Source organism: Phyllobacterium chamaecytisi, assembly GCF_020164455.1.
GTDB classification, from domain to species: Bacteria; Pseudomonadota; Alphaproteobacteria; order Rhizobiales; family Rhizobiaceae; genus Phyllobacterium; species Phyllobacterium chamaecytisi.
Genome location: NZ_JAIQWW010000006.1, coordinates 117,390 through 140,939 on the forward strand (window position 1 = coordinate 117,390; position 23,550 = coordinate 140,939).

The following is a 23,550-nucleotide window of genomic DNA, read 5'->3' on the forward strand; positions in this document are numbered from 1 at the left end:
ATATGAAAAAAAGAGCAGGAAACCCTGATGGAAAATACGGATCAGGACGATATTGCAGCCATAGGCGGCGATCCGACACTTCTTCTTGTCGATGACGACAAGCCGTTCTTGCAGCGTCTTGCACGCGCCATGGAAACGCGAGGCTTCACCGTCGCCATTGCCGATTCGGTCGAGGCCGGACTTGCCAGCGTCAAGACTCACGCCCCGGCCTATGCGGTGGTCGATATGCGACTAGGCGATGGCAACGGCCTCGACATTATCGAGGCTATCCGCGCCCGGCGCGAAGACACGCGTGCCGTTATCCTTACCGGCTACGGCAACATCGCGACCGCGGTCAATGCGGTCAAACTCGGCGCCATCGATTACCTGTCGAAGCCAGCCGATGCCGATGAAGTCTTTGCGGCATTGACGCGGCGTTCCGGTGAAAAGGTCGCCCCGCCGGAAAATCCGATGTCGGCCGACAGGGTTCGCTGGGAACATATCCAGCGCGTTTATGAGATGTGCGATCGCAATGTTTCCGAAACGGCCCGCAGGCTAAACATGCACCGCCGCACACTGCAGCGCATTCTGGCCAAACGCGCTCCGCGCTAGGGCTTATCTCCCCCCTTGTGGGGGAGAACGCGATTTCAGCATCTTAGCCCTTGCTAAGTGCTAGAAATCGCAAGAGAGGGGATTTGCTTCACTGACTACCCCCTCACTTGGATTTTCCAAGGATTTAGCGAAGAGGCTAAATCCAGGAAAATCCTTTCTCTCCCACAAGGGGAGAGATAGCCGGCATCTGGCGCAGAGCCTATTCCACATCCGTTTCAGGCAGACTAATCCCTGACAGTTCCGCGAGCGTCATGCGCGCGGCACTCACGCGGGCAAACCGCAGCGTCATGGCCTTGCGGGTTGCGCTTGCAAGCTTGTGCTCCGGCGCATCGCGGATGATTTCGGCGCCGTAGCCGTCCGAAAGGATGAACCCGCAATCTTCGGGGAAAATGTCCGCTGGAACACCCGGATGCGTGGCAAAGAACAACCGGTCGCAATGCGCCCGATAGATCGGCCATTTACGATCCACCTTCCAGTCCTCGATCGAGGATTTGATCTCGACGATCCAGATTTCACCGCTGCGCGTCAGCGCCACAAGGTCCGCGCGCCGACCGGACGCCAAAGGCAATTCCGGCATCACTGCAAGTCCGAGTTCAAGGAAAAGCCGCTGCACGCCGCGGCGCACCAGCATGGCATTTTCCGATTGCCGCCCATCGATGAGCGGGCTTGTCTGACCCAGGCTGACTAGTGGCATGATCCGCAGAATATCGGCAAATTTGCAACCATGGCAAAAAAACTACACCGCCCGGTTGAGGATTGACAGGTTAACGAAAAACTTCGCTTTACGGTTAATCAGCCATTAACAATAATGGCGCTAGAGAGGCAACACAAGAAAACGCACATAGATTCGCTTAACATTGGGGTGACCATGCAACTCAAGACTATCGTCCTCGCAGTTGGGCTGATGGCTACAACTGCCTTGACCGGCTGTTCTACGATCGGTTTCAGCTATTCCACAGCCTCCTACAATTCCGTCGTCGATGCCGGCTACGTGATTCCTGCTGTTCCCCGCTCCAAGATCCCGCCGCAGTATTTGCGCCAGCAAGTCAACTACGATGGCAGCGAGGCTCCGGGGACGATCATCGTCGATACGGGTACGAAATATCTCTATTATGTGCTCGGCGGTGGCAAGGCGATGCGCTACGGCATCGGTGTAGGCAAGCAGGGTTTCGAATGGCACGGTACCGCGCGCGTCGCCATGAAGCGCGAATGGCCGACATGGACGCCGCCGCGCGAGATGATCCAGCGCCAGCCCAAGCTTGCTGAATTCCGCGACGGCATGGACCCCGGCATCACCAACCCGCTCGGCGCCCGCGCGCTTTACCTGTTCAACAAGGGTGGCGACACCGGTTACCGCCTGCATGGCACACCGGAATGGTGGTCGATCGGCAAGGCCATGTCTTCCGGCTGCATTCGCCTGATGAACCAGGACATCATGGACCTTTATAATCGCGCGGAAGTCGGCGCCAAGGTCATCGTCAGATAATCTGCTGGCTCAGCAACGACTGGTAATAGGCCGCTTTCGAGCGGCCTTTATGCGTTCCAGGGATTGAAGATGGAAACGCCGGTGGATTGAAAGTCGGCCACATTGCGGGTCACGACGGTCATGCCATGCACAAGAGCCGTTGCGGCGATAAGGGCATCACGCTCGGATTTTGGATTTGGAACATGCAGACCCGCGCAACAAAGGGCGACAGCGATATCGACTCCGAGAATCCGGCCCTGGAAATCCGGCAGTATACGGTTTTCCAACCAGGTACGCAAAACTGCTCCCTGCTTGAAGTCCTTTCTTTCCATCAGCAATATTCCACGTTCTGTTTCCATGACGGTCATTGATGACAGAAAGAAACTGGACAAGGGAATTCCGGAAGCCCAACTCAGAACATTAGAATTCGCTTTTTTGGGAAGGCGTAATTCGGAAATGACATTCGTGTCCAGAATGAACATCAAGGAAAATCGACGGGCTTGGAGTATATTTCAATCCGCGGAATCTCAAAATCGAAATCCGCTTCATCACCTTGCTGGGCCAAAGCCTCTGCAAGGCTTTTTTCCTGGCCAGTCAGCTTTCTGTACTCTTCGATGCTCAAGAGAACGTGCGCAGGCCGGCCCCGATCCGTAATGAAAACAGGTCCGTCATTCGCTGCCTTTTTAGCCTCGCTGGCGTGCTGATTGAACTCTCTACTGGAGATTGTGGTAATACCCATGAAGCCTCCTTTTGGTTGTAGATATGTTACTACACTCTCCCATCACCTTCAACCTTTCAAATTGCGTCGTGCCTTCGAAATTCTGTCGTGTTGACCTGATACACGACCGGCCCATAGATTGTCGCAGACGCTTAAGTGAGACTGGAAGCCCATCATGTTCAAGACCGTTGCCACCAAGCCATTTGACGACCAGAAGCCCGGAACATCGGGCCTGCGCAAGAAAGTCCCGGAGTTTCAGCAGGAAAACTATGTCGAGAACTTCATCCAGTCGGTGTTCGATTCGCTTGAAGGCTTCAAGAGCAAGACATTGGTGATTGGCGGCGACGGCCGCTACTACAATCGCGAAGTGGTGCAGATCGCCGTCAAGATGGCGGCCGCCAATGGCTTCGGGCGCGTCCTTGTCGGCAAGGGCGGCATACTGTCGACGCCGGCAGCCTCTAATGTCATCCGCAAATACAAGGCGTTCGGCGGGCTCGTCCTTTCGGCCAGTCATAATCCAGGCGGTCCTACCGAGGATTTCGGTATCAAGTACAATATCGGCAATGGCGGACCTGCTCCCGAAAAGATCACCGAAGCGATCTTCGCCCGCTCCAAGACGATCACGCAATATGTGATCGCCGATGCGCCGGATATCGATATCGATACGATCGGCACGCAGAAGATCGGCGAAATGGATGTCGATATCATCGACCCTGTCGCCGATTATGCCGAACTGATGGAACAGCTGTTCGACTTCGATGCGATTCGCGCGTTGATCAAGTCGGGCTTTACCCTGCGCTTCGATTCCATGCATGCGGTCACGGGACCCTATGGCAAGGAGATCCTCGAGCATCGCCTCGGCGCCCCGGAAGGCACCTGCATCAATTTCGTGCCATTGGAAGATTTCGGCGGGCATCATCCCGATCCCAATCTCGTCTATGCCAAGGATCTGTACGACCTGCTGATGTCGCCGGACGGCCCTGATTTCGGCGCGGCTTCCGATGGTGACGGCGACCGCAACCTCATCATCGGCAAAGGCATCTTCATCACCCCTTCCGATTCGCTCGCCATGCTTGCGGCCAATGCGCATCTCGCCCCCGGCTACAAGGCAGGCCTCAAGGGCATTGCCCGTTCCATGCCGACCAGCGGTGCGGCGGACCGCGTCGCGGAAAAGCTGAAGATCGGCATGTATGAAACCCCGACCGGCTGGAAATTCTTCGGAAATCTGCTCGATGCAGACATGGCGACGATCTGCGGCGAGGAAAGCTCCGGCACCGGCTCCAACCACGTACGCGAGAAGGACGGCCTCTGGGCGGTACTGCTCTGGCTCAACATCCTTGCCGTGCGCAAGGTGAGTGTCCAGGACATCGCGCACGAGCATTGGGCGACCTACGGCCGCAACTATTATTCGCGCCATGATTATGAAGGCGTCGACACGGCCGGCGCCAACAAGCTGATGGACGATCTGCGGGCTAAACTGCCAACGCTTCCCGGCACTTCGGTGCAAGGCCTCAAGATCACGCATGCCGATGACTTCGCCTATCACGATCTTGTCGACAAATCGGTCAGCAAGAACCAGGGCATCCGCGTCCTGTTCGAGGGCGGCTCGCGCGTTGTTTTCCGCCTGTCGGGCACCGGCACATCCGGCGCTACGATCCGCGTCTATATCGAGCGCTACGAACCCGACCCGAAGCGCCACGATCTCGAAACGCAAGGCGCGCTTGCCGATCTCATCCGCGCCGCGCACGACCTTGCTGATATCAAAGGGCATACGGGGCGTGATGAGCCGAGTGTGATTACGTAACCGCGCACCAGCCTGATGGTTCCCGCCTAATCCCCGCTGATTTGCAGGGATCTGGACTAGGCTACGAAGGCTCGGCATTCCTGCCCCATGATAGGTTTTCGTGCGCCCGCTATCCGGCTTTGTGCAGTCACCGCCTTTCAAGACGCGCACAGAACGGATATGGCGAAAATCTATGCATTTTTTTAAAAAGATTAAACTTTAGGCGAATTGTCGGCTCCAGTCGAATTTGAAAGTGTCGGTGCATTTCCAATCAGGAATTTGCACCTATGAATTACAAGAATTTATTGCTCATTTCCGCACTTGCGCTCGCAGCTTGCAATAGCTCCGATTCCTCGACCGATGGCACGAGCACGTTCGACGCCGACGCGACAAAAAACGAGGCTCTGGCCAATGCCAAGGCGATCACCGACAAGGCAAATGCCGAGGCGGCGGCAACAAAGGCCAATGCGCAAGCGAGCGCGACCGTAATCATCGACGATGCGAAGAAGGCGAGCGAGGCGGACAAGTCTGCCGCCCATCTTGCGCTTGACGAGGAGATCGCATCGGCAAAGCAACAGAAATTGGAGGCTCTCGATACCGAATTGTCCCTTCAAAAGGGCAAGCGCATCGCCGATATCGAGGGTGAGTTGACGGGCCTCAGAGCGAGCAAGACAGCCAAGCTGGGGCAGGAGATCGAGGCACTGCGGCCCGGCAAGCTCGAAGCGCTGGACGGGGAAGTTGCCGCACTCAAGCTAAAGCGCCTTGGCGAGCTTGAAGTGGATCTGACGACGGAGACCGACGGTCGGCGCACCGAAAAGGTCACAGCCCTCGATAACGAGATTGCAGGGCTCCGGCTCAAACGGACAGGGGAGCTCGAAAATGAAATCACCACCTTGCGGGGGGAAAAAACCGGGGATGTCGATACGAAGATTGCAGCGCTGAGGATTGAGAAGGCTGGGGCGCTTGACGGGGAAATCGCTGCGCTCAGGCTAAAGCGCACAGGCGAACTTGAAGCCGAGCTCGCCAAGGAAATCGACGTGCAACGCGCCAGAAAAACTGGCGATCTCGACAAGGAAATGGCAGCGCTGAAGGAGACCGGGACCAAGACGATCGAGAACGATCTTGCCGAATTGAAGATCGCGAAGACCGCAGTCATCAACGATGAGATTGCGGCATTGCGGACAACGAAGCTCGCCGATCTCGATAAGGAATTGGCAGCGTTGAAGGTCCAAAAGGGTGCGGCGCTCGACGATGAAATGGCGGCGCTGAAACTTGCAAAAGAAGCGGCGCTTGCCGGTGAGCTGACGGCGCTGAAGTTGAGTGAGACGAAGAAGATCACAGAGGAGCTGGCGCTGCTCAAGGCGGCCGGGCTTGCCCGTGAGGGCAACAGTGCCGCCGCGGCCGATGTGCTGAAACAGGCGGGCGTGAGTGGGGAGCTTGGCACCATTCTAGCGGAAGGCGGCTTTGAGGACGAGGCTTTCGATCTTCTGGCACCAAATGACAACGAGCTGAAAGACCCGAACATTTACAACACAAGCATGTCGGGCTCGATCCAGCCTGCTTCGGTCATTGAAACCGCATCGGCAATGCGCCACAGCATGAAAATCGATGGCAAGACCGTCAAATTCACGGCTAGAGCGGGTCATTTGATCGCCAAAGGCGATGGCGACACGCGCGCCGCCATATTCTATACCTCCTATACGCGCGATGGCTTGCCGCACGAAAAACGCCCCGTGACCTTTTTCTGGAACGGTGGGCCGGGCAGTCCTTCGATCTGGCTGCATCTGGCCTCATGGGGTCCAAAAAGGCTCAAATCCGACGCGCCCAATATTCCTGAGGAATACTATGCGGAACAACCAGCAAGCTTTCCGCTCGAAGACAATGCCGTTACGCTTCTCGACAAGACCGATCTGGTTTTTGTCGACCCGCCCGGTACTGGCCTGTCGGCGGCGATTGCGCCAAGCAAGAACCAGACTTTCTGGGGCGTGGATGTCGACACAAAAGTGATTGCCGGGTTCATCGCCGCCTACACCAATCGCTACAACCGGCAGAGCTCACCCAAATATCTCTATGGGGAGTCCTATGGCGGCATTCGCACGCCGATCGTTGCCGATATCCTGTTGAAGGCCGGCACCGGCGCTTATGACCCGGACATTTCCGGCAAGCCGACCAAAGTTCTGAACGGCATCATCCTCAACTCGCCGATACTCGATTATATGCAGGATTGCGACCATAACGAAGACCGTCCTGTAGGGATGGCTTCTGTCACCTGCTCCGGCTATTTGCCCTCCTATGCCATGACCGCGAATTTTTTCAATTTGCCGCAGGCGCATAACATCGAATCCAGGGAGGTTTATCTGCGATCGATGACCGACTTTACTGTCAACAGCTATATGCCGATCCTGGCAAAATACCCGGATCGGCCAACAAGTACCAAATTCGCCTCTCCTTGGATTAAATTCAGCACAGGAACGGAAGGAAAGAGCTTTTTCAACGAGCTCTATGCCAAGACCGGCATTTCCAGCAACTACTGGAAGGATCATCTTAGTCTGCTAGCCGGCGAATTCAGGAAGCAACTTATCCCGGGTAAAATGCTTGGCCGCTACGATGCGCGTATGGCATTGCCCAAATCGAGCAAATATCCCGCCGACGAGTATATCGACGTTGCCTTCGAGAATGAAATGAAGACCTATCTCCCCGATTTCGTCAATTATAAAACCTCATCAACCTATGCGGTAAGGGCGGACGAAGCGATCGACAACTGGGCATGGTCGCACCGGGGCTCTGCGGGCACTTTCAGCCCTGCCAGCACTGCCGATCTGATGGAAGCGCTCACCTATAGCCCCTCGCTTAAACTGCTTGTCCTGCACGGCTATCAGGATGTTGCCACGCCCGGGTTTCAAACCGAACTCAATCTGAAAGCCCTTGTCTTCCGGGCCGGAGCCAATGGTGTGCCGGCCCTGACAATGCTCGACCGTACGCCGGTCAAATGGTTCGAGGGCGGGCATATGACATATAATACCGAAGAATCGCGGCAGCCACTCAAGGCCGCGCTCGATCAATATTACAACGATCCTGATTATAGCCTCCCTGCACCTGCAACAACCGTATCGAATTGAGACTCCTTTGATGAAACAGTTCACAAAATTCATGCTGGCCGGTGCAGTGGTTTTTTCCTGTCTGTCCCAGGCCAATGCCGCCGAAGAGCTCGGCGCACCTCCGCCCGAACCGGCCGGGGCGGTTCTGAGGCCCATCACAGATGACAGCATCCGCCATGAGCTTGACCAGCGGCTGATTGATGACTTCGCTGCAGCGGCAGGCTCATCGCCTTATTTGACGTCGGAGCAGGCCAGGGCGGCAGGTTGGGGCTTCATTGCCGATCATTTTGCCGCAATCGACAGGAAGCAGCGCGGCTACGTTACGATCGACGAGGTTCAGACATTCATGGATGCCCGCACGCCGGGCGAGCCAGCGCCCGCAAGGGCGAGGGCAAATGCGGCCAAATCGACAATCCAGAAGATCGAATAGCACTTAAGTCGTCGACCTACGCCGACCTCAGCATATCTTTGGGTGCCGGATGGATTTGCAGAGGCGGATCGTGCCCGCCTCCGCAAGACTTAGTCGAACACAATCGCCGGGGCGGCGCGTCCGCCCTTCGTCGCCGCCAGCTGGTCCCAGACTTGTGCGGCGATCTCGCGATAGGCTTGTGCCTGCGGACCGTCGGGATTGCTGACAACTATGGGCGTTCCGGCATCGGACGTCTCGCGGATTTCCATCACCAGCGGCACCTCGCCGAGGAAGGGCACGCCAAGGCGTTCAGCCTCCTTGCGGGCGCCGCCATGGCCGAAGATGTCGTAGCGTGCGCCGGTATCCGGGGCGATGAAATAGCTCATGTTCTCGACGATGCCGAGCAGCGGCACATCCACCTTTTTGAACATGTTCAAACCCTTGCGCGCGTCGATCAGCGCGAGGTCCTGCGGTGTCGAGACGATGACCGCGCCGGCCAGCGGCACCTGCTGCGCCATGGTTAATTGCGCATCGCCGGTGCCGGGCGGCATATCAACGACCAGCACGTCGAGGTCGCCCCACTGCACCTCGCGCAACATCTGCGTCAGCGCCGACATGACCATCGGCCCGCGCCAGATCATCGGCGTTTCCTCGTCGACGAGGAAGCCGATCGACATAACCTTTAGGCCGTAGCCTTCCATGGGCTTCAGCACGCGGCCGGAGACAACCTCTGGCCTGCCATGCAGACCAAGCAGCCGCGGCATGGAGGGCCCGTAAATATCCGCATCCAGAATGCCTACGCTGTGGCCGTTGGCCTTGAGCCCCAGCGCAAGATTGACGGCCGTCGTCGACTTGCCGACACCGCCCTTGCCCGAGGCGACGGCGATGATCGCGCCGACACCGGGAACGCCGGATTTGACCGGCGCGCCGTGGCCATGTGCATGCGCCGGTTGCGCGGGTGCACCTTGGGCTGCCGCGCCACTCTGGGCCACGACACGCGGTGGGGGAACCGCCCCCGCCGGCGCCGGACGTTGCGCCGGACGCGCTGGGGGTGTTGGGCGGGGCGGGGCATCATCGCTTGTCGGCCCGCCTTTTTTCTCGGCGGTCAACGCGACGATAGCGCCATTTACCCCCGGCATCGCCTTGACGACACGCTCGGCGGCGGCGCGCAAAGGCTCGAGTTCCTGCGCTCGCGGCGCCGGCACGGTGATCGAGAAGAACACCTTGTTGTCGGCGATGAAAATATCGGAAACCAGCCCGAGCTCGACAATGTTGCTGTTGAAGTCCGGCCCAGTCACCGTCTTCAATTGCTCGAGCACCTGCTCCTGCGTCACGCTTGCCATTACAATTCCATCCCTGTCATTCCCTCCACCTCAAATAGTGCAGTTGGAGCGAATCGCCAATGGTGAATTGCATCTAGGCGCAGCGCCTCGCCCTCCCCCTTGCGGGGAGGGAAGCTGCGCAGCAGCAGGGAGGGGTTCTTGCGGCGGCGTGAAGAAAGTCCCCTCCCCGTCGCTTCGCTCCATCCCTCCCCACAAGGGGGAGGGCGAAGAGCCAGGCAACCCGGCCAGAGACCCCGCCATTAAAGTTTCTCGAGGATCGACACCAGCCGCGTCTTGTACGTCTTGTATATCGCATCCCGGTCGCGGTGGCGGCCTTCATGCACCACATGCCGCCCGGCTGACCAGACATCGCTGACTGCGTGGCGGTCGCCCGCGAAGATCCAGCCGTCGAGCAGCCGGTCGCCTTTCAGCCCCAGCAGCGCTGGATTTTCAACATCGAGCGCGATCATGTCGGCCCAAAAGCCTGGAGCAAGACTGCCCGCGTCGCGGCCGAGAGCCTGCGCACCGCCGACGAGCGCGGTATCGTAGAGTGTGCGGCCACAGGATTTGCCGTCGACTGACAGAGTAACGCGGGACACGTCACGCAGACGCTGGCTGTATTCAAGCTGGCGCAGTTCCTCCGAGGGTGAAATACGGATGTTGGAGTCGGATCCCGTGCCAAAGCGCCCGCCTGCGGCAAGATAATTCACCCCGTCGAATATGCCGTCGCCGAGATTGGCTTCGGTGATCGGACACAGCCCGACAACCGCATCGCTTGCTGCAACCCGGCGCGTCTCCTCGGGCGTCATGTGCGTCGAATGGATCAGGCACCAGCGCTCATCGACTGGCAGATGGTCGAGCAGCCATGTCATCGAACGCTGTCCGTAAGCCGCCTGCACTTCTTCGATTTCCGGGATCTGCTCGGCAATATGAATGTGGAACGGCATGCCGCGAAAATGCTGTTCCAGCGCCTTCAGATCGCGTTCGTTGACGGCGCGGATCGAATGCGGCGCGACGCCGAAACCCGCATCGGCGCTGACAGCTTTGGCCGCTTCTTGCGCCTGCCCCGCCAGTTTCGCGTAGCGGTCGAAATCATTGCCGAAGCGCAGCTGCCCGCCCGCCAGTACCCGTCCGTCTACGCCGCCCTGGATGTAGGCCACCGGCAACAGCGTCAGACCGATGCCGGTCGCACTCGCCGCAGCCGCGATGCGTTCGGACAATTCGCCGAGGTTCGCGTAGGGCTGCCCGCCCGGCTGGTGATGTACATAGTGAAATTCCGCAACGCTGGAATAGCCGGACTCCAGCATCTCGACGAAGGCGAAGGCGGCGATCGCCTCGATATCCTCAGGGTCCAGAATGTCGAGAAAACGGTACATGATCTCGCGCCACGTCCAGAAGCTGTCGCGCCCCGCAGGGCTGCGTGCTTCGGAAAGCCCGGCCATCGCCCGCTGGAAAGTGTGGCTGTGGAGGTTTGCCTGCGCCGGCAGCAGGACATCCACGGCGTAAGCATTGGGTGCAGTCTCGTTCCCGGCCACAACCGAGCCAATGCGGCCCGCGCTGTCGATCTCGATCAGAACATTGTTCTCCCAGCCATTCGGCGTGAGAGCTGTCCGGGCGAACACCGATTTTCTAGCCTCAGTCATTTCTTTCCTCCCGCCGGATTGACACGTTATGTATATACATATTAACGTTACGGGCAAGACTAAAAAAGGGAGCGGGCTGCGGCCGATGAGGAAAATTCTGACCGGATTGAGGATTGCCACGCTGGAAAACACCGGCGCGCCTTATGGTCTTGTCGAAAATGGCGCGATCGGCATCGATGGCGAGCGGATCGCCTGGGTTGGACAGACGATCCCTTCCGACTGGAACGATGTCGAGCGCCAGGATTTTGGCGGCAGGCTGGCGACCCCTGCCCTCATCGATTGCCACACGCATCTGGTCTTTGGCGGTAATCGCGCCCGCGAGTTCGAGATGCGGCTCGAAGGCGCGACCTATGAGGACATCGCGCGCGCCGGCGGCGGCATCGTCTCCTCGGTCAAATCGACCAATGCCCTGAACGAAGAGGTGCTCCTTGCGCAGAGCCTGCCGCGGCTCGATACCTTGCTTGCCGAAGGCGTCTCCACCGTCGAGATAAAATCCGGCTACGGGCTGAATATCGACGCCGAGCTGAAAATGCTGCGCGTCGCGCGCCGCCTCGCCACAATGCGCCCCGTGCGCATCCGCACAAGCTACCTTGCTGCCCATGCGACACCGCCGGAGTATAAGGGCCGGTCCGATGATTATATCTCCGAAGTCGTGCTGCCCGGTCTCGATGCCGCGCATGCGGAAGGTCTGGTCGATGCGGTGGATGGGTTCTGCGAGGGTATCGCCTTTTCGCCCGCCCAGATCGCCCGCGTTTTCGACAAGGCGAAATCGCTCGGCTTGCCGGTCAAACTCCACGCCGAACAACTCTCCAACCTTGGCGGCGCCAAGCTTGCGGCGTCGTATGGCGCCCTGTCCGCCGACCATCTCGAATACCTCGACGAGGAAGGCGCCAAGGCCATGGCGGCCGCCGGAACCGTCGCGGTGCTCCTTCCCGGCGCGTTCTATGCCTTGCGCGAAGAGCGCGCGCCCCCCGTCAAGATATTGCGCGATGCCGGCGTCCACATCGCCGTCGCCACCGATTGCAATCCCGGCACATCGCCGCTGACTTCGCTGTTGCTGACCATGAATATGGCCTGCACGTTCTTCCGGCTTACCGTCGAAGAAGCGCTTGCCGGCGCCACGCGTGAAGCCGCACGCGCCCTTGGTTTGCATGAGGAAATCGGCACCATTGCGCCGGGCAAGCGCGCCGAAATCGCTATCTGGAACGCCGAGCAGCCGGCGGAACTCTGCTATCGCATCGGCTTCAACCCGCTCCACCAGCTCGTTTTGAAAGCATAGTTGACGATGACCATAACACTCCATCCCGGCGCCGTGCCGCTTGCCACTCTCGAGACGATCTACTGGCATGGCACGCCTGCAAAGCTTGATGTGTCTTTTCATGCCGGGATCGAATCGGCAGCGAAACGAATTGCAGAAATCGCCGCCGGGAATGCGCCGGTCTATGGCATCAATACCGGGTTCGGCAAACTTGCCTCGATCCGGATCGATGCTGCGGATGTCGGAACGCTGCAGCGCAATCTCATCCTCTCCCATTGCTGCGGCGTCGGCAATGCGCTGCCGGAAAACATCGTACGTCTCATCATGTCGCTGAAGCTGATCTCGCTCGGTCGCGGCGCTTCCGGTGTGCGGCCGGAACTCATCAGCCTGATCGAAGCCATGCTGGAAAAAGGCGTGATCCCGGTCATTCCGGAGAAGGGCTCCGTCGGTGCTTCCGGTGATCTCGCGCCCCTCGCCCACATGGCTGCGGCGATGATCGGTGAAGGCGACGTCATGTTCGAGGCGAGGCAAATGCCGGCCGCCGAGGGCCTTGCCAAAGCGGGCCTCAAGCCCGTCGTGCTGGCGGCCAAGGAAGGTCTCGCGCTCATCAACGGTACGCAAGTCTCGACTGCTCTTGCACTTGCGGGGCTGTTTCGCGCCCACCGCGCTGGTCAATCGGCACTGATCACCGGTGCGCTTTCCACGGACGCTGCCATGGGTTCGTCAGCACCGTTCCACCCCGATATCCACACATTGCGCGGTCATCGCGGTCAGATCGATACGGGCACGGCGCTTCGGCGGCTGCTCGAAAACTCGCCCATTCGCGAGAGCCATATCGAGGGTGACGAACGTGTGCAGGATCCCTATTGCATCCGCTGCCAGCCGCAGGTGGACGGCGCCTGCCTCGACCTGTTGCGCATGGCGGCGCGTACGCTCGAAATCGAGGCCAACGCCGTTACCGACAATCCGCTGGTGCTCAGCGATGGCTCCGTCGTCTCGGGCGGCAACTTCCACGCAGAGCCGGTGGCCTTTGCTGCCGACCAGATCGCACTCGCCATTTGTGAAATCGGCGCGATAGCCCAGCGCCGCATCGCCCTTCTGGTCGATCCGGCCTTGAGCTACGGCCTGCCCGCGTTCCTTGCCAGAAAGCCTGGCCTCAACTCTGGCCTGATGATTGCAGAAGTCACATCCGCCGCGCTCATGTCGGAAAACAAGCAGATGTCACATCCGGCATCCGTGGATTCAACGCCGACCTCGGCCAATCAGGAAGATCATGTATCGATGGCCTGCCATGGCGCGCGCCGCCTGTTGCAGATGACGGACAATCTGTTCTCGATCATCGGCATCGAGGCGCTGACCGCCGCACAGGGGATCGACCTGCGCGAACCCTTGCAGACCAGCCCGGAACTCACCCGCGCGCATGGCGTTATTCGGGTCGCAGTGCCAACACTCGACGAGGACCGCTATATGGCGCCGGACTTGAAGGCCGTTTCCGATCTCGTCGCTTCGGGCGCGCTCAATGCCGCGATTTCTCCTGATATTCTGCCGGTTCTGAGTGTTGAATGATGAACGTTGACCTTTCACTTTCCATCGCTACGTCTGACGCAACGTTGGCCGCCCTTACCCTCCCCCTTGTGGGGAGGGACGGAGCGAAGCGACGGGGTGGGGTTTTTCTAAATGAAGCAAGTCCCCTCCCGGCTGCTTCGCAGCCACCCTCCCCACAAGGGGGAGGGCAAAGGCAGCACCGTTTGCTCCGTTCTGGCAGATTTCCGAATGACATAAGTTCAGCCAACAACAATCTGGATATAGCCCGATGAGCGCCGTTGACGTCAAACAGGGATCATCCCCGATCATTCTCGGCTTTCCGCACACGGGGACCGAGGTGCCCGCCGACATTCACGCCCGGCTCAACGAAACTGGCCAGATGCTCGCCGATACAGACTGGCACATCGACAAGCTGTATGATGGCTTGCTGCCAGAGGTCACGACCGTCCGCGCGACCTTTCATCGCTACGTCATCGATGCCAATCGCGATCCCTCGGGGGTCAGTCTTTACCCAGGCCAAAATACCACCGGTCTCATTCCCGACACAGATTTCGACGGCAAACCGATATGGCGCGATGGCGAGAAGCCGACGGCCGCGGACATCGAATACCGGCTGAAACAGTTCCACAGCCCTTATCATGTGGCACTGGCCAAGGAGATCGAGCGCGTGCACGAAGCCCACGGCCTCGTCGTTCTTTACGACTGCCATTCCATACGTTCGCACATCCCGTTTCTCTTCCAGGGCAAACTTCCGGATTTCAACATCGGCACCAATGAGGGCAATAGCTGTTCCCCGGAAATCGCCTCGGCAGTGGGCCGGATCGCCTTTGCGGCGCGCGGTTATGACGCCGTCATCAACGGCCGGTTCAAGGGTGGCTGGACGACGCGGCACTATGGACAACCAAAGCTCGGCATCCACGCCATTCAGATGGAACTGACGCAGTCCTCGCATCTGACGAAGGAAGCGCCGCCTTTCGCCTATGACGAGGCCAAAGCCGAACGGCTCCGCAAGCACCTCAAAGACATTCTCGAAATCATCCAACTGACGGCCGTAAAACTGGGGAGCAAATAATGAACAATCCGCGCCACAATATCCGCGAGGTGCGCGCTCCGCGCGGCGACAAGCTGAACACCAAATCCTGGATGACCGAAGCACCGTTGCGGATGCTGATGAACAATCTCGATCCCGACGTCGCGGAAAATCCCAACGAGCTCGTGGTCTATGGCGGCATCGGTCGCGCGGCCCGCACGTGGGACGATTTCGACAAGATTGTTTCCACCCTCAAAACACTGAACGAGGATGAAACACTGCTCGTCCAGTCCGGCAAGCCGGTCGGCGTGTTCAAAACCCACGCCAATGCACCGCGGGTGCTGATCGCCAATTCCAATCTCGTGCCGCATTGGGCGACCTGGGATCATTTCAACGAGCTCGATAAAAAAGGTCTTGCCATGTACGGCCAGATGACTGCCGGCTCGTGGATCTATATTGGCACGCAAGGCATCGTTCAGGGCACCTACGAAACCTTCGTCGAAGCCGGACGTCAGCACTATGGTGGCAATCTCAGGGGCAAGTGGATCCTGACTGGTGGACTTGGTGGCATGGGTGGGGCACAGCCGCTGGCTGCCGTCATGGCCGGTGCCTGCTGTCTCGCCGTCGAGTGCAACCCGGACTCCATCGATTTCCGCCTGCGCACCCGATACGTGGACGCCAAGGCCGAAACACTGGATGAAGCGCTCGAAATGATCGAGCGCTGGACCAAGGCGGGCGAAGCCAAATCGGTCGGTCTGCTGGGCAATGCCGCCGATATCCTGCCCGAACTCGTGCGGCGCAATGTGCGCCCGGACATCGTCACCGACCAGACTTCCGCACATGATCCGATCAATGGCTATCTGCCGAAAGGCTGGACTTTGGCCGAATGGCGCCAGAAGCGCGAAACCGACCCGAAAGCCGTCGAGCAAGCCGCCCGCGCTTCGATGCGCGAACACGTCGAAGCCATGATCGCCTTCTGGGAACGAGGGATTCCGACGCTCGACTATGGCAACAACATACGCCAGGTCGCCAAAGACGAGGGTCTCGAGAACGCCTTTGCCTTCCCCGGCTTCGTTCCGGCCTATATCCGTCCTCTCTTCTGCCGTGGCATTGGGCCATTCCGCTGGGCGGCGCTATCGGGCGATCCGGACGACATTTACAAGACCGACGCCAAGGTGAAGGAACTAACGCCCGGCAACACGCATCTGCACAACTGGCTCGACATGGCGCGGGAGCGCATCGCGTTTCAGGGTCTGCCTGCGCGCATATGCTGGGTCGGACTCGGCGACCGCGACCGGCTCGGCCTCGCCTTTAACGAAATGGTACGCAGCGGCGAGTTGAAAGCACCGATCGTCATCGGCCGCGATCATCTCGATTCAGGCTCTGTCGCCTCGCCGAACCGCGAAACGGAAGCCATGAAAGACGGCTCCGATGCGGTTTCCGACTGGCCGCTGTTGAATGCGCTGCTTAACACCGCCTCCGGTGCAACGTGGGTTTCCCTGCACCATGGCGGCGGGGTCGGCATGGGCTTTTCCCAGCATTCCGGAATGGTCATTTGCTGCGACGGAACCGACGACGCGGCGGAACGCATCAAACGCGTTCTCTGGAACGATCCGGCAACCGGGGTCATGCGCCACGCCGATGCGGGCTACGAGATCGCCATAGAATGCGCGAAGGAAAAAGGCCTCAACCTGCCGGGCATTCTCGGCTGATGAAAATCCTGCGTGCCAGCGATCACCGGCAAATGCCCTGGAAGAATGGCGGCGGCGTCACCACCGAGATTGCCGTCGCTCCTCCACTCGCATCTGTCGCCGATTTCGACTGGCGCATCAGCATGGCGACTGTTGCTGCCGATGGACCATTTTCGCGGTTTGACGGCATCGACCGCACGCTGACCGTGCTCAGCGGCGAGGGCCTAGAGCTTGCTATCGAGAGCGCACCCCTTGTTCGATTGAGCCCTGCAAGCAAGCCTTATCCATTCCCGGGAGACGCGACTGCATCGGCAAAATTGATCGCTGGGCCCGTCACAGATTTCAATGTCATGACACGGCGCGGGCGCTGGACTCACAGCGTCGACAATCTGTCCATCGATGGGACACTGCTTCTACCGGTCGCTGCGGATGCCTGCATCATCTTCTGCCGCAGTGGCCAGATCACCCTTGGTGAGTCGTCAGTGCTTGACGCGCATGATGCTGCGTTGATCGATGCTTCGGCTGATACCCTGGAGATCTCCATTGGCGGGTCGGGAGAGGCAATCATCGTTCACCTGTCGCAAACTCTATCGGCCGAATAAGAGGTCGCCTTGGATCAGTTGGAAAAGCCCATCACCGATACACCGAAGGGTCAGCTCTCCGCCCGTATCCGCCATGACATCGAACAGCGGATCCTGCTCGGCGAATGGGCTCCCGGTTTTCGCATTCCAATGGAACGCGAATTGATGGAAACCTACGGTTGTGCGCGGATGACCGTGAACAAGGCTCTGTCGGCGCTTGCGGCGTCGGGCCTCATCGAGCGCCGTCGCAAGGCGGGAAGCTTCGTTTCGCAGCCACTGTCGCAATCGGCCGTCATCGAAATTCCGGATTTGCGTGCCGAAGTCGAGGCCATCGGGCAGGTCTACAGACTTGAGGTGATCTCACTGCAGCAGCGCCGCTCGACACGGGACGATATGGAACGCCTTAATGTGCAAAGCCCGCGTCAGGTTCTGGCGATTCACTGCCGTCACTTTGCCGGCCGGCGCGTCCATGCTTTCGAGGACCGACTGATCGATCTTGTCAGCGTGCCGGAAGCCGCCGATATCTCCTTCGCCGACGAACCTCCGGGAACCTGGCTGCGCGGTCATGTGCCATGGTCGGAGGCCGAAAACCGGATCAGCGCGTTCAATGCGGATTCCGTGCTTGCCTCCCGTCTCGAGGTGAAGGAAGGCTCGGCCTGTTTGCAGGTCGAACGATCGACATGGCGAGGCAAACGGCCGATCACCGCCGTTCGCATGTTTTACCCGGGTGAAACCTACCGGCTGGTTGCCCATTTCAGCCCGAAGGGGTGACATGCGACGCCGCGATCCCGCGTAAATTTGAAATACGACGTAGGGTGGTCTGAACCGGAACATCTTTTGCGCAAGAATAGCCAAAACTCATGCAAGACTTGCCGAAACTGGTGCAAGAATCATCGAATCTGCCTCAAGATTCTCTACCGTGACGGGAAATTTGAGTGTGCTCAGTTGCATTCCTCTTTGCCGCATGGATTTTCAGATCAAGCTCCTGTATTTAGAGCGCGAAGTGAAATGAGGCGGTGATGCGCAATATTCGGAACGACTGGCGATTGGCGGTGCGCATGCTTTGCGCATTGGCGCTCGTATTCGTTGCCTTCGCGCACCAGCCCATTTCGGCCTCTCCAGCCAGTGATATCGACCTTGCCGCCTATACCTTGCCGGACGGCTCAGTGCCCGTTCTCTGCCTCGACAACAAGGTGGATCAAGGCTCGCACAAAAGCGCCTGGCACGGCAACGGCTGCGAGGCCTGCCGCCTCTCGGCATCCGTCGTTCTGCCAGTTCCGCCCATGGCATCAGGCTTGAAAAATGAGCCGGTTCAATCACTTACGATAAAGCGGGAAGCGGTCCGGATCGCGCGCAGCCTCTTTCCGCCATCGGCTCCACCGCAAGCTCCTCCCCTCGTCTGACATAAAATGCGCCCTCGATGGCGCGTCACGGCGGCCTGCTCCGGCGGTGCCGTCACCCCTTGCTGTCAGACGACTGGAACACATATGACCGTCTCAAGCATGGCTTCCGGGAAGCCTTATTATCTCAGCCTTTCGCTCTACCGCGCCATCTGGCGCTGGCACTTTTTCGCCGGCCTTCTGGTCATCCCTTTCATGCTCAATCTCGCCATCACCGGCAGCCTCTATCTGTTCAAGGACGAGATCGACAACACCGTCTTCGCCTACCGCAACGTGGTTCAGCCGCGCAGCGAATCGCTTGCCCCTTCGCTCCTGACCGACAATGCGAAAGCGGCGGTGCCGGGATCAAAAGTGCTGCGATATCAATCACCTGGCACGCCAACACAATCGGCAAAAGTCACCGTCTCCAGTCCCGAAGGGAACGTTCTGGTCTTTATCGATCCCTATAGCGGCGCGGTCCTTGGCAAGGTCGGCGAAGAGGAAGAATTCAGCTGGGTCGTCAAGAAGATTCACAGTCTTGAATATTTCGGCCTTGCCTTCAACCGCATCGTCGAAGCCGTCGGCGGTCTTGCGTTAGTCCTTGTTATTACAGGCTTTTATCTTTGGTGGCCGCGCAAACAGACTGGCGGTGTCGTCACTGTTCGCGGGACTCCGGACAAGCGCGTGTTCTGGCGGGATCTGCATGCCGTGACCGGCGCTGGTGCCGGCGCATTGATCTTCTTCCTTGCGATATCCGGCATGCCATGGTCGGGCTATTGGGGTGACAAGCTGAATACGACATTGTCGGGCTATGGACTTGGCTATCCCGCTCAGCTCTGGGACAACGTGCCGGTTTCAAAACTTCAGACAAAACAAGTACTTGGCAATTCCGGATGGACTGTCGAGAACGCACCGGTACCCGTGTCGACGCCAGGCGGGACGCCCGTCGGGCTTGACCGGATCGTCGCCTCCGCGGCGGCAGCAGGCATGACACCGGGCTTTGAAATTTCGCTGCCTGCCAGCAAGAAGGGGGTTTATACCGCAGCCATCTTCCCCGACGACATTGCCAAGCAGCGGACAATCCACTTCGACCAGTATAGCGGTAACCCATTGGTTGATTTGAAGTTTTCCGACTATGGCGCAGGAGCCAAAGCCATCGAGTTTGGGATCGGCGTGCATCAGGGCCAATATTGGGGCCTTGCCAACCAACTCGCCATGCTCGCGACATGCCTTGCGATCATCCTCGCCTCGGTTTCCGCCGTAATCATGTGGTGGAAGCGGCGTCCTTCAGGACGGCTCGGCGTGCCACCCATGCCGCAGCAAAAAAGTGTGTTCGCCGTATTTACCTTGGTCATATTGGTATTCGGCATCGCCTTTCCGCTGACCGGGTTCGCAATTCTTGGCATGCTGATCCTCGACCAGTTGATCACGCGCATCCCTTCGCCTTTGCAACGTGTATTCTCATAAGAAATATGGATAGGAGACGCCTCATGAAATCTATTTCCAGAATTGCCGCCGTCGCACTGGTATTTGCGGCAATCTCGTCTGCTCAGGCGCACGATCATTCCAAGATGACACAAGGCGCCACCATGAGCGATGACGGCTCTATGGACCCCGTAAAAGCTGGGGATCTGACCTTGAGCGGCGCCTTTACCCGCGCCACCCTGCCCGGGGCGAAAGTCGGCGGCGGCTATATCAAGATTGAAAATCAAGCGAACGAACCCGACCAGCTCCTTGGTGGTTCCAGCCCCGTTGCTGCCCGCGTCGAGGTGCATGAAATGAAGATGGATGGCAACGTCATGCAAATGCGCAAGCTGAAGGACGGACTTGAGATTCCGGCTGGCGGCAGCGCCGAACTCTCTCCTGGAGGCACGCATTTGATGTTGATCGACCTTTCAGCACCCCTGAAAGAGGGCGACATGGTGCCTGTTACGCTCGATTTTGCCAAAGCCGGCAAGGTCGACGTCCAGTTCATGGTCGGGCCTGCAGGCGCAACGAGCATGGAGCACAATTGATGAATTTCCGTCTCTTGCGCTATGCATTGTGGGCGCTGATCGCCATTTTGTGCGGCTTCCTTGTCTTCACTTATATCAGTGCCCGCAATGGCGGTAATGCCCAAGCGGTCCAGCTCGGCGTTCCGTTCAATCTCACCGATCAGAACGGTGCTCCTATCACGGACGCGGCTTTCAAGGGCCACCCGACGGCATTGTTCTTTGGTTTCACCCATTGCCCCGAGGTATGTCCGACAACCCTCTTCGAAATGGCCGGATGGCTGAAGACGCTTGGCGATGAAGGCAAAGACCTGCGCGTCTTCTTCATTTCCGTCGATCCGGAGCGCGACACTCCGGACGTCATGAAGGGCTATACATCGGCCTTCACGGACCGGATCACCGGTATCACTGGCAATCCGCAGGAAGTCGAGAAACTCCTCAAGGGCTGGAAGATTTATGCGAAGAAGGTGCCGACGGAGAACGGCGACTACACCATGGACCATACGGCGTCGGTAATGCTGCTTGATCGCGACGGGCGGTTAAAAAGCACGATCGACTACAAGGAAAGCCCAGACGTTGCGCTGAAAAAGCTTCGGCTGCTGGTCGCCGGATAAAACATGCGCCTGCTATCTCTTCCGGTCCCCGGTCCGGAAGAGATAAATATGCTCTTTGCGGGTTGATCCGAACATTTGTATACTAAAAAACTCATAATTTCCTAGAATTATTCTAACCTATTGATATTTTTATAGGTTTTAAAGATTTAGTATTTGACATTGAGATTTTCAGAAGCCTTTATGCAAAAAGTGCAAAAGCACATCCCTTTGATGTCTGGGCCTTGAACCCTTTCGATTGGAGGACCCTATGATAGGTCTTTTTCTGCCACGCCTCCGCGTGGTTTCCTTGCTGAACCATCAGCAACTGTCTCCTGTCTTTGGCCGCGACAGCCTAAGGCAGCTGGTCACCCGCGGTCACCGCAGTGGCCCTCTCGCCCTGATCCGCAACAACAAGCAGGATGGGAGCAGCGATGTATCCGCACATATCTGAAGCCGGCAACGATGCAGGTTGCTATTTCGATCGCACACCGGAAAAGCTGGTGCTCGAAGGCTACCGGCGTTGGACGGCGGGTTTCGAAACCGGATCCGTCATCGCGTGGGAAATGGCCTATGGGCTCTATAGCGAGCTTCTCGGCACGCGCAACGGCAACCGCGCTCTATCCGAGCTGTCGTTCTTCATCCGGACCCTGCGCCACTGCGCATTATGCCCGCTCAAGACTTTTCCATTTGGTTCGCACCATGTCTGCCGGGAGGAATGCATGACTTTGGGGCTTATTGCCGGGATACAAAATTGCGACATGGTTGCGGCACGAACCTGCCTCAATGCCATGGCATGTCCCTCGCGCCATGAGGAAGTGGAGAACGCAGCGATCGGTTTTGCCGAAACGCTGGCCGAGATGGATCAGATGCTCTTGCCGATCCCGAAATCCGCAATTGAGGACATTATTTCCCGCCCGTTGCGGGCGAACTTTCACTGAGGAGAGAAAGCGCATGATCATTACTTCACGTATGGAACGCCGCCTTTCCATAGCAGCCACCGCCTTGTTGACAGCCGCAATCTTTGTCTTGCCAATCAAGACGCGCGCGCTCAACGACGCCAGGACCAATCCAGCCAACTATACGCGGCTTGCTGACGCGACACCGGTGAAAATGCTATTGGGCAAATAGACATCCGAGCGCACCTACGCAGCTCCACCGGCCGGAGAGGTCCGGCCGGGAAGATTATTCCGGCACGGTCGCATTTTCCAGAAAAGACCGCAGCGACCTTCTCAATCGGCCACAAACGGTCGTGCTACTTAAGTTTGAGAGAATCCTATGCCCATGCGGAATAGACGACTGTTTCAGTAGACTATGCCGATCCGGTAGAATATTCTAATTTTTCACTGTAAAAGGAATTCTTTCTAACGCCCCTATTTGGAGGCGCTCTGCTACGCTTCAGTTCTAATCATACGGAGGCAGGCATGAAACATTCCCGATTTTCCCTTACACTGGCGGCTGTGTTGCTTGCAGCAACAGTCGCCATTCAGCCGATGTCTGCTGCCAACGCGGACACCACCCTTTTGAACGTGTCTTACGACCCGACACGCGAGCTTTACAAGGATTTCAATGCGGCGTTCGCAGCCAAGTGGAAAGCCGACACGGGCGAGACAGTGACCATCCAGGCATCTCATGGCGGCTCAGGTGCGCAGGCACGTTCCGTCATCGATGGGCTGGACGCCGATGTCGTGACGCTGGCGCTTGAAAGCGATGTGAATGCCATCGTCAAGGCCAAGAAAATCAATCCCGACTGGATCAAAAAATTTCCGCACAACTCTGCACCCTACACATCGACGATCGTTTTTCTCGTTCGCAAAGGTAATCCCAAAGGCATCAAGGATTGGGGGGACCTCGTCAAAGATGGTGTCGAGGTGATCACGCCTAATCCTAAAACATCCGGTGGCGCCCGCTGGAATTACCTTGCGGCCTGGGCTTGGGCCAACGCGCAGTACGGCGGCGATGAAGCCAAGATCAAGGAATATATTGGAAATTTGTTCCAGCACGTTCCCGTGCTCGATTCCGGTGCACGCGGTGCGACCAATACATTCGCCCAGCGCGAACTCGGTGACGTATTGCTTGCCTGGGAAAATGAGGCCTACCTGGCATCAGCGGAATTCGGCGATGACAAATTCGATATCGTCGTTCCACCCAGCTCGATTCTCGCCCAGCCGTCGGTTGCCGTCGTAGATGCGAATGTTGATGCAAAAGGCACACGCAAGGTAGCAGAAGCCTATCTTGGATATCTTTATTCCAAGGAAGGCCAGACGATCGCAGCCAAGCACTATTATCGTCCCTCCGAACCTGAACTGGTACCGCCGGAGCTAATCAAAAAATTACCGGAGTTGAAACTGGTTACGATCGATGATCCAATCTTCGGGGGATGGGCAAAGGCACAGCCCTATCACTTCGGAGATGGCGGAACGTTTGACCAGATTTACAAGCCGAAACAGTAACAG

The 23,550-nt window shown here is 58.2% G+C and carries 24 protein-coding genes; 19 read left to right on the forward strand and 5 right to left on the reverse strand.

All coding sequences use genetic code 11. From position 1 onward, the window contains the following. Positions 1-27: 27 nt before the first annotated feature. Positions 28-591 (forward strand): ActR/PrrA/RegA family redox response regulator transcription factor, encoded by a 564-nt coding sequence (locus tag LB462_RS11425; protein WP_112525471.1) that lies wholly within the window; start codon positions 28-30, stop codon positions 589-591. A gap of 199 nt (positions 592-790) precedes the next feature. Here LB462_RS11425 and LB462_RS11430 read toward each other — a convergent pair whose 3' ends face one another. Continuing rightward, on the reverse strand, positions 791-1,285 hold the full coding sequence (locus LB462_RS11430; protein ID WP_224507926.1) for an MmcB family DNA repair protein: 495 nt from the start codon (positions 1,283-1,285) through the stop codon (positions 791-793). A gap of 174 nt (positions 1,286-1,459) precedes the next feature. Here LB462_RS11430 and LB462_RS11435 point away from each other — a divergent pair, with 174 nt between their 5' ends. Further along, positions 1,460-2,077, forward strand: a complete 618-nt coding sequence (locus LB462_RS11435; RefSeq protein ID WP_112525747.1) for a L,D-transpeptidase — start codon at positions 1,460-1,462, stop codon at positions 2,075-2,077. 47 nt (positions 2,078-2,124) lie between these two features. Here the strand turns inward: LB462_RS11435 and LB462_RS11440 are convergent, their stop codons facing one another. Together LB462_RS11440 and LB462_RS11445 are read right to left on the reverse strand one after the other, a co-directional pair. Continuing rightward, positions 2,125-2,538 (reverse strand): type II toxin-antitoxin system VapC family toxin, encoded by a 414-nt coding sequence (locus tag LB462_RS11440; RefSeq protein ID WP_224507928.1) that lies wholly within the window; start codon positions 2,536-2,538, stop codon positions 2,125-2,127. Next, on the reverse strand, positions 2,538-2,795 hold the full coding sequence (locus LB462_RS11445; RefSeq protein WP_224507930.1) for a type II toxin-antitoxin system Phd/YefM family antitoxin: 258 nt from the start codon (positions 2,793-2,795) through the stop codon (positions 2,538-2,540). The genes LB462_RS11440 and LB462_RS11445 overlap by 1 nt, the downstream gene beginning before the upstream one ends. Positions 2,796-2,946: 151 nt before the next feature. On the opposite strand from LB462_RS11445, the gene LB462_RS11450 reads away from it, so the two are divergent. The 3 genes from LB462_RS11450 (at position 2,947) to LB462_RS11460 (ending at position 8,085) form a co-directional block, all read left to right on the forward strand. Further along, positions 2,947-4,578, forward strand: coding sequence for an alpha-D-glucose phosphate-specific phosphoglucomutase (locus LB462_RS11450; protein WP_224508242.1), 1,632 nt, complete (start codon positions 2,947-2,949; stop codon positions 4,576-4,578). 266 nt (positions 4,579-4,844) lie between these two features. Beyond that, positions 4,845-7,676: a S10 family serine carboxypeptidase-like protein gene (locus LB462_RS11455; RefSeq protein ID WP_224507932.1), complete on the forward strand. Its 2,832-nt coding sequence runs from the start codon at positions 4,845-4,847 to the stop codon at positions 7,674-7,676. Positions 7,677-7,686: 10 nt separating this feature from the next. Further along, a complete protein-coding gene (locus LB462_RS11460; protein WP_224507934.1) occupies positions 7,687-8,085 on the forward strand; it encodes a hypothetical protein in 399 nt (132 codons plus the stop codon). Positions 8,086-8,174: 89 nt separating this feature from the next. Here LB462_RS11460 and LB462_RS11465 read toward each other — a convergent pair whose 3' ends face one another. Then, positions 8,175-9,407, reverse strand: a complete 1,233-nt coding sequence (locus LB462_RS11465; protein ID WP_224507936.1) for an Mrp/NBP35 family ATP-binding protein — start codon at positions 9,405-9,407, stop codon at positions 8,175-8,177. A gap of 239 nt (positions 9,408-9,646) precedes the next feature. Further along, on the reverse strand, positions 9,647-11,029 hold the full coding sequence (locus LB462_RS11470; protein WP_224507938.1) for a formimidoylglutamate deiminase: 1,383 nt from the start codon (positions 11,027-11,029) through the stop codon (positions 9,647-9,649). Between the two features lie 85 nt (positions 11,030-11,114). On the opposite strand from LB462_RS11470, the gene hutI reads away from it, so the two are divergent. The 14 genes from hutI (at position 11,115) to LB462_RS11540 (ending at position 23,547) form a co-directional block, all read left to right on the forward strand. After that, on the forward strand, positions 11,115-12,308 hold the full coding sequence (hutI, locus tag LB462_RS11475) for an imidazolonepropionase (protein ID WP_224507940.1): 1,194 nt from the start codon (positions 11,115-11,117) through the stop codon (positions 12,306-12,308). Positions 12,309-12,314: 6 nt separating this feature from the next. Then, on the forward strand, positions 12,315-13,853 hold the full coding sequence (hutH, locus tag LB462_RS11480) for a histidine ammonia-lyase (protein WP_224507942.1): 1,539 nt from the start codon (positions 12,315-12,317) through the stop codon (positions 13,851-13,853). Positions 13,854-14,100: 247 nt separating this feature from the next. Then, positions 14,101-14,904, forward strand: coding sequence for an N-formylglutamate deformylase (gene hutG, locus LB462_RS11485; RefSeq protein ID WP_224507945.1), 804 nt, complete (start codon positions 14,101-14,103; stop codon positions 14,902-14,904). Continuing rightward, a complete protein-coding gene (gene hutU / locus LB462_RS11490; protein ID WP_224507947.1) occupies positions 14,904-16,574 on the forward strand; it encodes a urocanate hydratase in 1,671 nt (556 codons plus the stop codon). Before hutG ends, hutU begins: the two co-directional genes overlap by 1 nt. After that, the gene (locus LB462_RS11495) at positions 16,574-17,155 is read left to right on the forward strand and encodes a HutD/Ves family protein (protein ID WP_224507949.1); all 582 of its coding nucleotides are present in this window, start codon (positions 16,574-16,576) and stop codon (positions 17,153-17,155) included. Before hutU ends, LB462_RS11495 begins: the two co-directional genes overlap by 1 nt. 9 nt (positions 17,156-17,164) lie before the next feature. Next, positions 17,165-17,905: a histidine utilization transcriptional repressor HutC gene (gene hutC, locus LB462_RS11500; protein WP_370637114.1), complete on the forward strand. Its 741-nt coding sequence runs from the start codon at positions 17,165-17,167 to the stop codon at positions 17,903-17,905. 248 nt (positions 17,906-18,153) lie between these two features. Then, positions 18,154-18,537, forward strand: a complete 384-nt coding sequence (locus tag LB462_RS11505; RefSeq protein ID WP_224507951.1) for a hypothetical protein — start codon at positions 18,154-18,156, stop codon at positions 18,535-18,537. An 84-nt stretch (positions 18,538-18,621) separates the two neighbouring features. Then, entirely contained in the window at positions 18,622-19,980 is a 1,359-nt protein-coding gene (locus LB462_RS11510) for a PepSY-associated TM helix domain-containing protein (protein ID WP_224507952.1), read from the forward strand. Between the two features lie 23 nt (positions 19,981-20,003). Then, a complete protein-coding gene (locus LB462_RS11515; RefSeq protein WP_224507954.1) occupies positions 20,004-20,528 on the forward strand; it encodes a copper chaperone PCu(A)C in 525 nt (174 codons plus the stop codon). Further along, a complete protein-coding gene (locus LB462_RS11520; protein ID WP_224507956.1) occupies positions 20,528-21,118 on the forward strand; it encodes an SCO family protein in 591 nt (196 codons plus the stop codon). Before LB462_RS11515 ends, LB462_RS11520 begins: the two co-directional genes overlap by 1 nt. A 247-nt stretch (positions 21,119-21,365) precedes the next feature. Continuing rightward, positions 21,366-21,548, forward strand: coding sequence for a hypothetical protein (locus LB462_RS11525; protein ID WP_224507958.1), 183 nt, complete (start codon positions 21,366-21,368; stop codon positions 21,546-21,548). After that, complete coding sequence (locus tag LB462_RS11530; RefSeq protein ID WP_224507960.1) at positions 21,529-22,035, forward strand: hypothetical protein; 507 nt, start codon at positions 21,529-21,531, stop codon at positions 22,033-22,035. Before LB462_RS11525 ends, LB462_RS11530 begins: the two co-directional genes overlap by 20 nt. Positions 22,036-22,048: 13 nt before the next feature. Beyond that, on the forward strand, positions 22,049-22,225 hold the full coding sequence (locus LB462_RS11535; RefSeq protein ID WP_224507962.1) for a hypothetical protein: 177 nt from the start codon (positions 22,049-22,051) through the stop codon (positions 22,223-22,225). 293 nt (positions 22,226-22,518) lie between these two features. Continuing rightward, positions 22,519-23,547 (forward strand): sulfate ABC transporter substrate-binding protein, encoded by a 1,029-nt coding sequence (locus LB462_RS11540; protein ID WP_224507964.1) that lies wholly within the window; start codon positions 22,519-22,521, stop codon positions 23,545-23,547. Positions 23,548-23,550 lie beyond the last annotated feature (3 nt).